Consider the following 15,370-nt stretch of genomic DNA (forward strand, 5'->3'; position numbering starts at 1 on the left):
TGATTAATATGAAACTAGGATTAATTGGATTAGGAAAAATGGGATTCCCATTAGCTGAACACTTACATGAAGACAAGCATGAAGTAGTTGTATACGATGTAAATAAAGAGCTTGTAGAAAAGGCAGGAAAACTAGGAATTACTGCACGTCATACATTAAAAGAAATGATCGCTGAATTAGAAGCTCCTCGTACGATCTGGGTAATGGTGCCTGCAGGAGAAGTTGTAGAGTCAGTATTAAAAGATGTGTATCCGTTATTAGATGAAGGTGATATCGTTATTGAAGGTGGAAATTCATTCTATAAAGATACGTTACGCCGTGCTGAAGAAGCAAAAAGCTTCGGATTACATTATGTAGATATCGGTACATCTGGCGGTGTAGAAGGAGCTAGATACGGTGCTTGTTTAATGGTTGGTGGAGAAAAAGAAATTTACGACCAATTAGAACCTTTATTTAAAGATTTAGCAGTAGAAAATGGCTATTCTTATGCTGGCCGCGTTGGTAGTGGTCATTTCTTAAAAATGGTTCATAACGGTATTGAATACGGCATGATGCAAGCAATTGCTGAAGGATTTGAAGTACTAGATAAGAGTGACTTTGATTTCAATTATGAAGATGTTGCAAAAGTATGGGCGAACGGATCAGTAATCCGCGGTTGGTTAATGGACTTAACTGAAAAAGCATTTGCAGATGATCCTAAACTTGATGGCATTAAAGGTGTAATGAACTCTTCAGGAGAAGGGAAATGGACTGTTGAAACTGCGCTTGAGTTACAAGCAGCGGCACCAGTAATCGCGATGTCATTATTTATGCGCTATCGTTCTCAGGAAGATGATACATTCCATGGAAAAGTAGTTTCAGCACTACGTAATCAGTTCGGTGGACATGAAGTTGTAAAAAAATAAGGATGTTTTTGAAAAGAAACTTGTGCATAAGCGCAAGTTTCTTTTTTATAGTTTAAGAAATTACTAATTTAAAAATACCAATCAATCATCGTTTTTTTGTCACAAATGACAGCTTCAACATTCATTAATTGAACAATATATTCTATATTTTCTTCTTTAGCTAATAATAAGGTTGTAAAGGAATCGTATATACTCATAAACGCATACTCATTGTCTTCTCCAGTAATAATTAACTCATTATTGCTAATGTCCCAAATATCTAATGGAGTAGTATTATTTACCTGTAATAATCCGTTTGTATCAAGAATTGGTTCAGAGAAATATAGATTTTTTGCACCTTTAGAACCGAGGAGTTTAAGTAATTTGTGTAATAAAAATATAGACGTATAATCTTCTGTTGGATAATAAAGATCTTTTTTTAAGTTTGAATGTAGCTTTTCAGCTAAATCCTCTCTTTTATATTCTTCTGAAAAGGCACTAATGGAAGTCAACATGGCCATTGCTAGGTCTGCGTATGAATGTAATCCACTACAAGACATCATTTCCTTCCAAGAAACGGATTTCCCATTGTGAATGATTTCTTCAGCGCTAGGATAGATGTGCTCATATGGTCTTTTTCTCACAGACTTTTCCCATCCTAAAGGCATTTGGACAAATGGATGTAGCAATATAGCTGCAGATTTAAAATTATTTGGTAGTTGTTCTAAAATTGGTGATTTGTCATCTAGCCAAATGTAATCCGACAAAATATAACCTCCTCTTAGACTTTGAAATGTACGGATTCCCGTATTATGTTTTTTTGTATTGATTGTATCAAATATAAAGCGAAGCATGAAATATGTCCCAACATAAAAGTAAGAATAAATAAAATGAAGTTTTCATAAATAGTAAAAGGGTGCTTATGTCATCAGTATAGCTAAAAAATGTTGTTACATATGAGAAGAGCGTGTTAATAAAATATGAGGTGGTTAAATGGGAAATGAGCAAGTGAAGTCTGTAAAGGAAGAAAAAAAGTTATGTCTTTGTATGATTGTCAAAAATGAGTCTAGAATTATGGAAAGATGTTTAAATGCAACAAAATCAATTGTAGATTATGTTTCTATTTGTGATACTGGATCGACGGATAATACGCCTGAAATTATTGAAGATTGGTGTAAGGAAAATGAGATACCTGGGACGGTTCATCATGAGCCGTTTAAAAACTTTGGTTATAACAGAAGTTTAGCTGTTTCATTAGCGCAAAAAACATATCCAGAAGCAGAGTATTTATTAATATTAGATGCGGATATGATTTTAGAGGTTGATCCGAATTTCGATAAAACGAGCTTAACGGAAGATCATTATCTTACATTGCAATATGATGTTCATATTAAATATTGGCTTACACGTCTTTTGAAAGCTTCTTTACCATGGAAATCTGTCGGTGTTACTCATGAGTATTGGGATATAGATCGTTCAAAAGTTGGAGCGAATTACAATACGAGGGTAGATCGGTTAGAGACTCTTGTCGTGAATGATCCCGGAGATGGCGGGAGTAAAGCTGATAAATTTGAAAGAGATGAGAGGTTGTTGTTACAAGGAATAAATGACCCAGAAACAACGCCAGATTTGCATATAAGATATTTATTTTATTTAGCCCAAACTTATTTTCATTTAAGTCAATTTGAAGATTCGATTAAATGGTATAAAAAACGAGTGGAAGCAGGGGGGTGGGTTGAAGAGGTATTCTATTCGTTATTGCGAATAGGATTTTGTTATGAGCAGTTAGCAAATCGTTCAGCAAATAAACAAAATGAAGTGACAGATGCTGATGAAAAAGAAACTGTTAAAGGGCAAGAAGAGCAATATTTAGCATTAGCTGTTTTTTATTTTCAAAAAGCGTGGGAATATAGACCAACCCGGGCTGAACCATTATACCAACTTGCAAGGTTGTATCGATTACGATCTCAAAACAATATTGCTTTGATGTATGCTCTGCAAGGGAAGGAAATTCCTTTTCCAAAGGATGATCTTTTATTTGTAGATTATCATGTGTATGATTACTTATTTGACTATGAAATTTCTATTAGTGCTTTCTATATACCTCATAAAAAACATTTAGGGGCCGTGTCGCAAAAGTATTTGGAATCGATTAAAGAAGAGATTCCATTTCATATAGCAAATGTAGTAGAGAATAATGCGAAATTTTATTAAATACATTTTCGGTTAAAGGAGTAGTGGAGTAATCATGGAATTAATGCGATGGGCGATTGAACTAGGAGAATCGGTGCATGGAAATACGTATGAAGAATTGATGCCACTACTAGACTATTATTATGACCGTGATCATTTAAAAGCGTATTGTATCGCAAATCTTCTTTTAAACATGGATGTATTAGATGAACATCGTGAAAGAATCGAATTAAGAAGATGCATCGCTGCTTATTATGCTGGATTATATAAAGTAGCAAGAAAACATGCAAATGAGTTAGTGCTTAAACATCCGGATGTAGATTTATATAAAAATAATTTAAAATTAATGGAAGCTTATTTGAATAAAGAATATGATTATTGTCTTTTTATATGCCCAAAGACATACGGTAGTTTCATAGATGTTGCGCGAGCTTTAAAGTGGCGGTTGGAGCAGGAGGGAAATACAGTAATTATATCAGAAACAATACTAGAAAATGTAAAGAATACAGTTGTTTTTGGAGCACATACATACGCATATAACCCGAATCTTCTTCCGAAAGATGCAATTATTTATAATTTAGAACAGCTATACGAAGGAAGTCCATATGCGCACCCCCTTTATTTAATATTATTAAAAGATAGAGTGATTTGGGATTATAGTAAACAAAATATAGAATGGCTAAAACAAAAAGGGGTAGGAAAAGAAATAAAACATGTAAAAATGAACTATGCTCCAACTTTGGAAATAAAAAAAGATGCATTTGAAGATGACATTACTGAAGATATTGATATTCTGTTTATAGGTGCTCTTAATCCGAGGCGGCAAGCTATTTTTGATCATCTAAAAGCGATTGCCCCAAATTTAAATATAGTTTTTAAAAATAATGCGTGGGGAATTGTTAGAAATGAATTGATTGCTAGAGCTAAAATTATATTAAATATTCATTTTTACTTATCAGGAATTCTTGAAACACCTCGCGTGTCTTATGCAGTCGCAAATAAGAAATTTATTATTTCTGAAAATAGTAATCCAGAAGATGAGGTAGAGTGGCCGGGAATTGTATTTACTCCGTACGAAAAAATAATTGAAAACGTAATGAAATATATAGAATTACCAGAAGAACGGAAAAAATTAGCGGGAAAAGCATATAATCATTTTGAAGCAAATGAAAGTTTAGGTACATTGAGTCTGAGAGATGAAACGAAGTAATTGTGCGAAACTCATACGAAAGTATGAGTTCTTTTTTGTTTATCATACTATTTTATGAAACAAGTTAACTCTTTATATTGTGTTTTGTATAGAAATTTCTGATAATATATAAATAGAACTTGAAAACAAAGGGGAGAAATAATCATGAAACTAGTCGTTATTAACGGTACACCAAGAAAATTTGGTAGAACTCGCGTGGTGGCAAAATATATTGCGGATCAATTTGAAGGGGAATTATATGATTTAGCAATTGAGGAGTTACCTTTATACAATGGAGAAGAGTCACAACGTGATTTAGAGGCAGTAAAAAAATTGAAAACGTTAGTGAAAGCTGCGGATGGGGTTGTATTATGTACACCAGAATATCATAATGCGATGAGCGGTGCGCTGAAAAACTCTTTAGATTACTTAAGTAGTAGTGAATTTATTCATAAACCAGTTGCGTTGTTAGCGGTTGCTGGTGGAGGTAAAGGTGGAATTAATGCATTAAACAGCATGCGAACGGTCGCTAGAGGTGTTTATGCAAATGCCATTCCAAAACAAGTTGTGCTTGATGGATTACATGTGCAAGATGGTGAACTTGGGGAAGATGCCAAACCATTAATTCATGATGTAGTTAAAGAATTAAAAGCATATATGAGCGTATATAAAGAGGTGAAAAAGCAACTAGGAGTGGAGTGATATGTCCTCACTTTATCATGATTCTCGCTTGTATTACATTCTAGGGGCCAATAGTCTATCTGCTATTGGTTCCGGAATTGTTATGATAACGATTCCGTGGCTGTTAATTAAAGAGAGTGGAGGAGAGACAACATTTGGTTATGTTTCTATCATTGCAACCCTCATTATGTTTTTATTAACACCATTCATTGGGCAAAGTATTGATCGTTTTTCAAGAAAATCTTTATTGCTATGTAACGAAGGAATCGGAATTGCCGTAATTGGAATAATGGTTATATGGGGATTTGCGGGGCAACCTTATCATTCTATTCACTATATTCTTATTTATATAGCCGGATCATTCTACTATTTATTATTTTATCCTACAATATTTGCGTTCAACCAAGAGATATTTCAAGCGGAACATTATAAAAGTTTAAGTGGAACGATGGAAATACAAGGACAGTTAACACAAGTTATTTCTGGAGCGGCCGCGAGCTTCTTAATTGAAATTGTATCTTTGAAGTGGATTTTGTTAGTAGACATGTTAACTTTTGCTGGAGCATTTTTTCTTTTCTTATGTATACCGTACGTAAAGAAAAAAGAAGTGAAAAGAAAAATAACATTTAAGAAGCAATTGTTTGAAGGAATTCACTTTATGAAAAAACGTCCTAAGCTCTTTTGGTTCTTACTGGCTACTTATATGCCGTTTATAGGTGTCATGATGGCAAATTATTTAATACCCGTGTATATTTCGGATATACTCAAAGCCAATGCCTCTGTATACGCAATAGAGGGCACGATGTACGGTGTCGGAGCGGTTGTTGCAGGAATCTGTATTCCACTCATAATGAAATATGTAAAAACAGAAGTTTCAATCGTTATGACGATGTTCATTTATGTAATTTCAATTACCGCAATGAGTATTGAACCTTCCGTAATTTTCTTATATGGACTTGCAATTTTTCATGCAGTTGGAAATGCGGGTACAAGAGTGGCGAGAAATGTATTGATGATGGAGGAAATTCCAAATGAAGTAATGGGACGTGTAGACAGCTTATTTCGCCTAATTGGTACTGGAATACGAATTTTATTATTAATGTTGTTTACAGCGGGTGTATCTAAAGTCGGAGTCATGCTGCCGTTTTACGTATTAAGCTGCATATTGATCTTCTCATTAGGAATCGCTATTTATTATGTACTATCACAACGTAAAGTAGCGGCGCATGTTTCTAATAAATCAATCGTTTGAAAAAACACTTCTGCCTCCCTTTCTTTTTCTATATAATAACAAGAAAGGGAGTGAATACTTATTTATGAACAAATGGATCTTTCTTATGATTTTATTATTACCGCCACTATACATCATTTATATGACGTTTCGAATGAACAAAGTTGCTCGTGAAAAGTTGAGCTATCACTCTCCGTACGTTCTTATACTGGGTGCAAAGTTATTTGGGGATAGACCGTCTTTATCTCTTCAAAATCGTTTGGATGTAGCGTTGGAGTATTTATTTTCCCATCCTGAAGCGAAAGTAATTGTTTCAGGTGGTCAAGGAGAAGATGAAGATATACCGGAAGCTCATAGCATGAGAAATTATTTAATGGTACACGGTATAGATGAGAGTCGTATTTTAATAGAAGATCAATCTACAAATACGTATGAAAACTTAAAATTTAGTATGGATTTATATAATGTGAAACATGCGGTAGTTGTAAGTAATACATATCATTTATATCGAACGAAAATAATTGCAAAGCGTTTAGGTATGAAGATGGAGGCGCTAGCTGCTGAAACACCAATTCGTTCTAAGAGAAAAATGTATGTTCGCGAATATGCTGCTATTATGAAAACAATATTGTTCGACCGTTAGAGCTCAAATGCGAGCTCTTTTTTAATTTAAAAGCGTATCATTTGAAATGAATGCCATATTCCATCAAAATAAAGGAAACAACAGTAAAGGAGTTGTGTTTGTGATTCAATTTAATCATGTGTCAAAATCGTATGAAGATGGCACGAAAGCAGTGGATTCATTGCATTTAGAAATTAAAAAGGGAGAATTTTTCGTTCTCATCGGTCCGAGTGGTTGCGGGAAAACAACGACAATGAAGATGATTAATCGTTTAATCGAAACGACTGAAGGATCGATTTTAATCGATGGAAAAGATATTCAACAATATAATATAAACGAATTACGTTGGGATATAGGATATGTGTTGCAACAGATTGCATTGTTTCCTCATATGACAATCGCTGAAAATATTGCAGTTGTTCCTGAAATGAGGCAATGGAGCAAAAAGGAAATAAAAGCACGCGTCGATGACTTGTTACATATGGTTGGATTAGATCCGGATATATATCGAGATCGTATGCCTGATGAATTGTCAGGAGGACAAAAACAACGTGTCGGTGTCGTGCGAGCATTAGCCGCAAACCCGAAAATCGTTCTTATGGATGAACCATTTAGTGCGTTAGATCCATTAAGTAGGGAACAGCTTCAGAAGGATATTGTACAGTTGCAAAAAAAGATTCAAAAAACAATCGTGTTCGTAACACATGATATGCAAGAAGCATTATCACTTGGAGATCGCATTTGTATTATGAAAGATGGAAAAGTTGTTCAACTAGATACACCAGAAGGAATTATACATAATCCGAAAAATGAATTTGTAGAGGAGTTCATTGGAAATCGTGGACGAACTTGGTATGAGGAGAAAAGTGTAGCAGATGTATTGCCGCTTGATCAAAGTGTGCAATTAGAAGGGCAGGCACTATCATTACATTCTTCTTTACAAGAAGCGTTAGTTCGTGTGCGTGATGAGGAGATCGTTCCAGTTGAAGAAAATGGTCAATATATTGGAGCGTTAACAAGTCGTCATATCGTCAATTACATTGTTGAACAAATGAAGGAAAGAGGCTAAACAGTGACTAATTTTATACAAACGTTCCAAGAACGAAAAATAGAATTACTAGCTGCATTAAGTGAGCATTTACAAATATCGCTTATTTCATTATTTTTTGCAGTAATTATAGCGGTGCTACTTGGCATTTTATTAACAAGAAAAGAACGAATGGCTGAATTTATAATAGGAACTTCTGCAGTAATGCAGACAGTGCCGTCACTTGCATTACTCGGACTATTAATTCCGTTAGTAGGAATCGGAAAACTTCCAGCGATTATTGCATTAGTTGTGTATGCACTATTACCTATTTTACGAAATACATATACAGGAATAAGGGAATTAGATGAATCACTAATAGAAGCCGCGAGAGCTATGGGGATGAATAGTTGGAGAAGGCTGTGGAAGGTAGAGCTTCCTCTTGCATTGCCTATCATTATGGCCGGTATTCGTACAGCGATGGTATTAATTGTTGGAACGGCTACATTAGCAGCTCTCATTGGTGCTGGTGGGCTCGGTAAGCTTATATTATTAGGCATAGATCGAAATGATCATGCACTTATCATTTTAGGGGCCGTACCAGCCGCGTTACTCGCTTTATTCTTTGATATAGTACTTCGCATACTTGAACGACCGAAACGCTCTTCTAAGCGTGTTATATTGACGATATGTATAGTTGTAGTAATGATTGCTTCTCCATTTCTTTGGAGTACAGAAAAGAAAGATATTGTTATTGCGGGCAAACTTGGATCAGAACCTGAAATTTTAATTCAAATGTATAAGCAGCTTATTGAACAAGATACCGATTTAAACGTACAATTAAAACCAGGTCTTGGAAAAACAGCATTTGTATTTGAAGCGTTGAAATCCGGGGAAGTAGATATATACCCAGAATTTTCAGGAACAGCTTTATCTACTTTCGTGAAAGAAGAACCAAAGAGCACAAATCGTGATGAAGTATATGATCAGGCTCGCATTGGAATGGAAAAGAAATATAATATGGTTATGTTGAAGCCAATGGAGTATAACAATACATATGCACTAGCCATGCCGAAAAAAATAGCAGATCAAAAGAATATAAATACAATTTCTGATTTAGGGAATGTTGCGCAGGAAGCCGAAGTAGGGTTTACATTGGAATTTGCTGATCGTGAAGATGGTTATAAAGGAATGCAAAAATTATATAACTATAAGTTCTCGAATGTTAAAACGATGGAGCCGAAGCTGCGTTATAGCGCAATTCAATCTGGAGATGTTAACGTAATTGATGCATATTCAACAGATAGTGAATTGGAGCAATACGGACTGAAAGTGTTAAAAGATGATAAAGGGTTATTCCCACCTTATCAAGGAGCGCCATTATTAAGAAAAGAAACGTTACAGAAATATCCTGAACTTGAAAAGGTATTAAATAAATTATCTGGAAAGATTACAGATGAAGAAATGCGAAAAATGAATTATGAAGTTAACGTAAATGGTAAAAGTAGTGAAGAAGTCGCAAAACAATTTTTAGAAAAAGAGAATTTACTTCGTTAAATTTACAAGAAATATACAAATTTATATGTTTGAAATGACCGTTCATTACAAAATGAGCGGTTTTTTCGTGCATACTTATACATTTTTTCAAAAAAGTATTCCATTTTTGTTCATTTTCTTTTAGAATAAGTAATGTTTTCCTGAAAAAATATAAGAGAAACGTCTATTAGAGAAAAAGGTGACTTTAATAGTTGAACGAACATAACACCTAGAATGACAGATGGGGTGGTACAAATAGAAAAGAAGTTAGGATTTTTTCCGTTAATCGCATTAGTAGTTGGAACAATGGTTGGTGGCGGTGTTTTTAGTTTACCGCATGATTTAGCAGTAGGAGCAAACAGTGGTGCAATAATAATTGGCTGGTGTATTACAGCGATGGGAATGATTCCACTTGCGCTCGTATATCAAACGTTAGCAAGACAAAAACCGGAACTTGAAGGTGGAATTTATAGTTATGCACGTGCTGGTTTCGGTGAATATATTGGATTTAATAGTGCTTGGGGATATTGGCTAGCAGGAATCTTAGGTAATGTCGCAACAATTATGTTACTGTTTAGTACATTAGGTTATTTCTTTCCAATTTTCAAAGGAGGAAATAATGTTGCATCTATCGTTGGGGCATCACTTTTATTATGGACACTTCATTTTCTAATTTTATTTGGAATCCGTGAAGCTTCTATTATGAATGTTATCGCAACAATAGGGAAGTTAGTTCCAATCGTTTTATTTATTGTTGTAATGGTAACAGCCTTTCGCTGGGACACATTTACACATGATTTTTGGGGAGAAGGAACCTTCTCACTTTCCGCTATACTTGGTCAAGTGAAAAATACAATGCTTGTAACACTTTGGGTTTTCATTGGAGTTGAAGGAGCGGTTGTATTATCCGGAAGAGCGAAGAATAGCCGAGATGTTGGTAAGGCAACAGTAATGGGACTTATTTTAGTAATGTCCATATATATTTTAATTTCTGTTCTGTCAATGGGAGCGATGACAAGAAGCGAACTTTCTGTGCTAGAAACTCCGTCAATGGGACATGTATTAGAGCATGTTGTTGGTCCATGGGGTGCAGTTGCGATTAACATTGGGTTAGTTGCTTCACTTGTCGGTACATTAATTGGCTGGTTTTTACTTGTTTCTGAAATTTCTCATGTAGCCGGAAAAGATGGCGTATTTCCGAAAGTCTTTACGAAAACAAATAAAAAGCAAACACCGCACATGGCATTATGGATTTCAAATGGTGTTGCCCAAATTATATTTATCATCGTTCTGTTTTCAGAATCAACATATCAAATTATGTATTTCATTGCATCAACATCAATTTTATTACCATATTTATTATCAGCGTTATTCCAATTTAAATTAGTCATTACAAACGAGCTAAAAGACGCTAAATTAAAAAACGGAGCGTTAGCTTTAATTGCTTCTATTTACTCTGTATGGCTTCTTTATGCAGCTGGTTTAAAGAATTTACTACTAGTTTCAATTGTGTATGGAATTGGAATTATTGTTTACACGTTTGCAAGAAAAGAACAAGGGAACCGTTGCTTTGCAGGTGCAGAGAAATATGTGATGTGGGCAATTATTATTGCGGCTATCACATCACTGTATATGTTATTAACTGGAAATATAAAAATGTAAAAAGTCCTTTTCATTTAAAGGGCTTTTTTCTTTGTTTAGAGAATATTTACTACATAAGATATTCAGGAGGGATGAGAATGGAAGAAAAAGAACAGTTGTCTAGAATAATTGATTTAGCTAGTGAGTTAAGGAAAGTATTAGTGCAAGAATCTTTTTTTAATCATCATCCTGAGCTGAGAGGAGTCATTGAGAATTTAGCAAGTTCTGTTGAAAATTTGGCGGAATTGCAAAAAAGTAAAGATGAAAATGCTGAAGATCGATTACGTTACGTACTTGCTAAAATGAAAATTGCTCATAATGCAATTTTACAAGAGAAAAAAGCATTTCCTTCTCATTAATATACGTTTTAATTTTGAACCTGGCGGATAACGTCAGGTTTTTTATTTCTAGTTTTTCGTTTCTTTCATACACTAAGAATAGTATGAAAAAAGAAGGTGACTAAGGTGAAGTTACATAAAGCTCTTCAGCCAAGTTTTATAAAACGAATGTACTATATGAGATTTTTAGGGAAATTTACAAAAGCTGAAAAAGAGAAGAGTGGAGAGAATTTCTTTGTACAATGCTTATCGCCAATACCATTCACTTTACAGGAACAATTTGCAAATGAACCATATGTATTTGAGGGGTTATGTAGTAATAAAAAGAATGAAAAAATCTTTTTGGAATTAAAGAAAAGAAAACTAGAAAAGCAATTAGTGATGTTTCGTCTTTATTATGAAAGAGGAAATGTATACGTGGAGTTAATATGTACAGAAGAACCGAAAGAAATAGCAAGCAGCTATAAAATGATTCCGGCACCTAAAGTTACAAATAATAAAAAAAGAGAATCTTTAGAACGAAAACTTAGCAACGGTTATTTATCATTTCTTATGCCAAAATTTCCGAAAGACTTTGAGCCTCCCGAATTATTGTGGCACGATGGAAGACTGTATGGAAACATATCCTTAAAGTCATCAATTAGCTCAATCGCATATTTTGAACAGAAACGTGAATGTAAATATATAAACTGCAGTGACTGGACGAAGTATGTAGAAATAGCGGTAGAAGATCAATTATATTTTGTAAGTGATCATGTGTATGAGCAATTAAAAAAACGAATGCATGAAGAAGGTAAGCTAGTTGAAGTAGAGGATATAAAAGTGCAAAAAGATGAATGGGAATGGGATGAGCGTGAATCGTCCTTTTTACAGTATGTACAAAGTATGGTGCATAATAAAGGGCTATATTTGGATGCAACGGATATTTATAATTTCCATATAAGTGTAAAAACAAATATGTTAACGATTCTTGGTGGTATACCGGGCGTTGGGAAATCACGTTTTGTGCAAACTTATGCAGAAGCATTAGGATTACAGTATGGGGAAGAATTGGTTTGGATTCCAATTTCACCATCGTATCAAGAACCATATGATTTACTTGGTTACCTTCATCCAAATGGTACTTTTATTGAAAGTGAAACGAAGTTAGTTAGGACGTTAATGAAGGCGAAAGAAAATCCCAATCAACTGTATATAATCGTTTTTGATGAAATGAACATGTCACATATTGAGCATTGGTTTACTCCATTTTTATCTGTTCTTCAACTTGAAACAAAAAATCGTATTTTAAACTTGTATGAGGGTGTTCAGGACATTGAGAATTCAATTCCATCAACAATTGAAATTGGAGAAAATATTATATTTGTAGGTACTGTGAATTTTGATGAAACAACGAAAGAGCTCTCCGATCGATTATTAGACCGAACGAACTTAATAACGTTACAAAAAATTCCGTTTTGTGAGATGGGCATGGAACTGGGGAAAGTCGTATTACACCCACCTTTGAAAGTAACAGCGGGAGAATTTCGGATAAATTGGATGAGAAATAAAGCGATGATTGAAGTGTTTTCTGAAGAAGAATTAGAGCTATTAGATAAGTTGCATGTCGTATTGTCATCACATGATGCGTCTAAGGGAATTTCTTTCCGATGTGCAAACGCAATTGCGACTTATTTGCAAAATATACCGTTCCAAAATAACCATACCTATATGATCAGTAGAGAAGAAGGGTTTGATTTACAAATAAAGCAGCGTGTATTGACGAAAATCAGAGGGACCGAAATGATGGTTGGTTCTTTACTTTCTGAAGAAGCAAAAAGGGGAGCGACCTTAGTACCTCTTTTGCAATCTGCACTTGCAAACAGAGTATCTACATTTGAACACTCTTTAGCATATATACGAGAAAAACGTAGGGAACTGGAGCTGTATGGATATGCAAAATGAAGGGCGTTACGAAACAAAAATCGTTGATACGAATGAAACGCTCCCTTTTGTATTAAAGTTAATCATTGGAAATGAGGGGAAAGGAGATTATATTTTATTAAATCGTCTTTGTACATCTACTACAGCATTAGTTCAATGCATTTATAAAGTACAAGAATTAAAACCGATTAGATTGCAGTACAATTATGAAATCCCAATGAATATTACTTTTATATGGAATAAAGTATATGAGGGACAGAAAAATATAAAAGAGGCTCAATATGAAATAAATGAAAAAAAACAAAGAGTATTAATATATGAACATGGGAAAACAGAATTCTTTTATCCATGGCGCTGTGGTTTATACCATTTTGAAGTTCGTATAGAAGATACAACGTATTATGGTGCTTTTCAAATCGTACCGAAAAACTTTTTTGATGATCAATTTGAAATGATTCAAGACTATGTGAAGTCAATTTTAAATGAGTTGATTTTGGATAGAGGTTATTATAAAAAGACTTTCTCTGCACTTAGCGATATTGAGGATTCTTCTTATTTAGTGTTGCTTAGAAAGTTACCCCAAAAAATGAAGATGATAAAGCAAATCTTTAAGAAAATAGAATCAAGCTCAAAATTTATAAATGCATATAAATGGGAAGGAAAAGAGAGAAAGCCAACAAGAAAAGGAACCATAGTGGCAGAAAGAAAACCTTATGCAAAACATTATAATCGTAAGTTTATGGAACAAAAAAATAGTAAGGAAAATGCATTTCTTAAATATAAATCGATGCAATTTTATCATTATTTAATTGAAGCTAAAAGTTTTTTACGTCAAACAATTGAAATATTAGAAAGAGAAAAAAAGAAAAAATCAGAAGAGTTTCAAGCCGTAAAAACAATTATACAAACAATTGAGCGTAATGGATCAGTAACCGATAGAGAGAAGCAAAAATATAAAAATATACATTTACTAAAAGAAGCCGATTTACGAAAGAGCTCAATGAAAATACAAGAATATAAAATATTGGCGCACATTGTGCATGAAAATGTACAATATTTTCAAATGTTAATGCACTCCTCGTTTTGGAGGGAAGTTACTGAAACAAGTAATATGAACTTACATGATTTACCGATACCACATCAACAATTACTACATCATTTAGAAGTACTCCCGCAATATACGGATCAATCTCCATCGTTATTATTTGTTTATAAGCCAACGTTTTTAGTGTATGAATATTACGCTTTTTTTATCGTTATTTCAATTTTAGAGCAAATTGGTTTTGAGGCTAGAAATTCCATTCGTGAACAAATACAAGAACATTTTTATGTAGATGGATTACAAGATGGAACGACAGTAGTTTTACAACGAGATGATTTAAAGGTGCATGTCGCATTTAATGACTTAATTGAAACACATCCTCTTATTGCATTAAGTAAAGGGAGTAATTTTTACAATGGTGAGGATACGAAGAAGCCAGATATTCGCTTAGACTGTTATGTAAAAGAAGATGGGAAATACGTATATAAATCTTCTATTATTATTGAAGTGAAGTATAGTCCAATGTACAATATTTTTCAGCACGTCGGAAATACGAAAGCAACTGAGCAAATGTATAAGTATTGGTCTATAAAGTATGTAGAAGAACAGGATGGAAAGCGAGTCTATTATCGAAGGTCAATTTATGAAGTCATTTGTGTATATCCAGGAAGCCATATGCATAGTAAAAAAATTGAGTCTGGATGCGGTGTTTTCTTGCAGTTATATCCATATAAGACGAAACAAGGGGAAGAGAAATTAGCTGGAAAACATGGGATGGTACAAATTTTTGAAAAGTGGTTAAAAAGCATTGAGAAGTAAAAGAAATCCTTTTTCATAAAGGATTTTTTTAGATTAAGAAGAATTATATGCTGTATGGAAAGAAACATATTGTAAGTTAGATTTGAAAAGTGATACAAATGTGTTATTAAAAGGAATGTGAGCGCGGGATAAAAGTCGATTAAATTGGAATCTAATTCATTTTGCAGAATATAATAAGTAATAAATATTTTTAGTTGCATACGAAGATTTGTTCTTATATGATAGATAGTGAAAGCGTTATCAA

13 protein-coding genes are annotated in these 15,370 nt (G+C 33.9%); 12 read left to right on the forward strand and 1 reads right to left on the reverse strand.

Annotated features, from left to right (window positions below; genetic code table 11):
- Positions 1–8 precede the first annotated feature (8 nt).
- A complete protein-coding gene (gene gnd, locus IBT51_RS21020) occupies positions 9–905 on the forward strand; it encodes a phosphogluconate dehydrogenase (NAD(+)-dependent, decarboxylating) (protein ID WP_000765981.1) in 897 nt (298 codons plus the stop codon).
- Between the two features lie 68 nt (positions 906–973).
- Here the strand turns inward: gnd and IBT51_RS21025 are convergent, their stop codons facing one another.
- Entirely contained in the window at positions 974–1,738 is a 765-nt protein-coding gene (locus tag IBT51_RS21025; RefSeq protein ID WP_200458584.1) for a DUF2711 domain-containing protein, read from the reverse strand.
- Between the two features lie 139 nt (positions 1,739–1,877).
- Here IBT51_RS21025 and IBT51_RS21030 point away from each other — a divergent pair, with 139 nt between their 5' ends.
- The 11 genes from IBT51_RS21030 to IBT51_RS21080 all read left to right on the forward strand — a co-directional run bounded on the left by IBT51_RS21030 (position 1,878) and on the right by IBT51_RS21080 (position 15,126).
- Entirely contained in the window at positions 1,878–3,098 is a 1,221-nt protein-coding gene (locus tag IBT51_RS21030) for a glycosyltransferase (RefSeq protein WP_200458583.1), read from the forward strand.
- Positions 3,099–3,132: 34 nt separating this feature from the next.
- Positions 3,133–4,287 carry a CgeB family protein gene (locus IBT51_RS21035; protein ID WP_000422334.1) on the forward strand — a complete coding sequence of 385 codons (1,155 nt, stop codon included), beginning with the start codon at positions 3,133–3,135 and terminating at the stop codon, positions 4,285–4,287.
- Positions 4,288–4,431: 144 nt separating this feature from the next.
- Positions 4,432–4,968 carry an NADPH-dependent FMN reductase gene (locus tag IBT51_RS21040; protein WP_000780355.1) on the forward strand — a complete coding sequence of 179 codons (537 nt, stop codon included), beginning with the start codon at positions 4,432–4,434 and terminating at the stop codon, positions 4,966–4,968.
- Position 4,969: 1 nt separating this feature from the next.
- The gene (locus IBT51_RS21045) at positions 4,970–6,199 is read left to right on the forward strand and encodes an MFS transporter (protein ID WP_053564593.1); all 1,230 of its coding nucleotides are present in this window, start codon (positions 4,970–4,972) and stop codon (positions 6,197–6,199) included.
- A 64-nt stretch (positions 6,200–6,263) separates the two neighbouring features.
- On the forward strand, positions 6,264–6,821 hold the full coding sequence (locus IBT51_RS21050) for a YdcF family protein (RefSeq protein WP_001045718.1): 558 nt from the start codon (positions 6,264–6,266) through the stop codon (positions 6,819–6,821).
- A 100-nt stretch (positions 6,822–6,921) separates the two neighbouring features.
- Positions 6,922–7,869 (forward strand): ABC transporter ATP-binding protein, encoded by a 948-nt coding sequence (locus tag IBT51_RS21055; RefSeq protein WP_000614073.1) that lies wholly within the window; start codon positions 6,922–6,924, stop codon positions 7,867–7,869.
- Positions 7,870–7,872: 3 nt separating this feature from the next.
- Positions 7,873–9,384, forward strand: coding sequence for a glycine betaine ABC transporter substrate-binding protein (locus IBT51_RS21060; RefSeq protein WP_200458582.1), 1,512 nt, complete (start codon positions 7,873–7,875; stop codon positions 9,382–9,384).
- A 213-nt stretch (positions 9,385–9,597) separates the two neighbouring features.
- Positions 9,598–11,025 (forward strand): basic amino acid/polyamine antiporter, encoded by a 1,428-nt coding sequence (locus tag IBT51_RS21065; protein WP_000129441.1) that lies wholly within the window; start codon positions 9,598–9,600, stop codon positions 11,023–11,025.
- 77 nt (positions 11,026–11,102) lie between these two features.
- Entirely contained in the window at positions 11,103–11,363 is a 261-nt protein-coding gene (locus tag IBT51_RS21070; RefSeq protein WP_000391447.1) for a hypothetical protein, read from the forward strand.
- Between the two features lie 105 nt (positions 11,364–11,468).
- The gene (locus IBT51_RS21075) at positions 11,469–13,286 is read left to right on the forward strand and encodes an AAA family ATPase (RefSeq protein ID WP_200458581.1); all 1,818 of its coding nucleotides are present in this window, start codon (positions 11,469–11,471) and stop codon (positions 13,284–13,286) included.
- The gene (locus tag IBT51_RS21080; RefSeq protein ID WP_001178725.1) at positions 13,276–15,126 is read left to right on the forward strand and encodes a hypothetical protein; all 1,851 of its coding nucleotides are present in this window, start codon (positions 13,276–13,278) and stop codon (positions 15,124–15,126) included. Before IBT51_RS21075 ends, IBT51_RS21080 begins: the two co-directional genes overlap by 11 nt.
- Positions 15,127–15,370 lie beyond the last annotated feature (244 nt).

The sequence above is a fragment of the Bacillus sp. S71 genome (assembly GCF_016625265.1).
Taxonomy (GTDB): domain Bacteria; phylum Bacillota; class Bacilli; order Bacillales; family Bacillaceae_G; genus Bacillus_A; species Bacillus_A cereus.

Coding starts and splice junctions, on each gene's coding strand:
- gnd (WP_000765981.1), top strand. CDS start 9: ATGAAACTAGGATTAATTGGATTAGGAAAAATGGGATTCCCATTAGCT.
- IBT51_RS21025 (WP_200458584.1), bottom strand. CDS start 1,738: ATGCTTCGCTTTATATTTGATACAATCAATACAAAAAAACATAATACG.
- IBT51_RS21030 (WP_200458583.1), top strand. CDS start 1,878: ATGGGAAATGAGCAAGTGAAGTCTGTAAAGGAAGAAAAAAAGTTATGT.
- IBT51_RS21035 (WP_000422334.1), top strand. CDS start 3,133: ATGGAATTAATGCGATGGGCGATTGAACTAGGAGAATCGGTGCATGGA.
- IBT51_RS21040 (WP_000780355.1), top strand. CDS start 4,432: ATGAAACTAGTCGTTATTAACGGTACACCAAGAAAATTTGGTAGAACT.
- IBT51_RS21045 (WP_053564593.1), top strand. CDS start 4,970: ATGTCCTCACTTTATCATGATTCTCGCTTGTATTACATTCTAGGGGCC.
- IBT51_RS21050 (WP_001045718.1), top strand. CDS start 6,264: ATGAACAAATGGATCTTTCTTATGATTTTATTATTACCGCCACTATAC.
- IBT51_RS21065 (WP_000129441.1), top strand. CDS start 9,598: ATGACAGATGGGGTGGTACAAATAGAAAAGAAGTTAGGATTTTTTCCG.
- IBT51_RS21070 (WP_000391447.1), top strand. CDS start 11,103: ATGGAAGAAAAAGAACAGTTGTCTAGAATAATTGATTTAGCTAGTGAG.
- IBT51_RS21080 (WP_001178725.1), top strand. CDS start 13,276: ATGCAAAATGAAGGGCGTTACGAAACAAAAATCGTTGATACGAATGAA.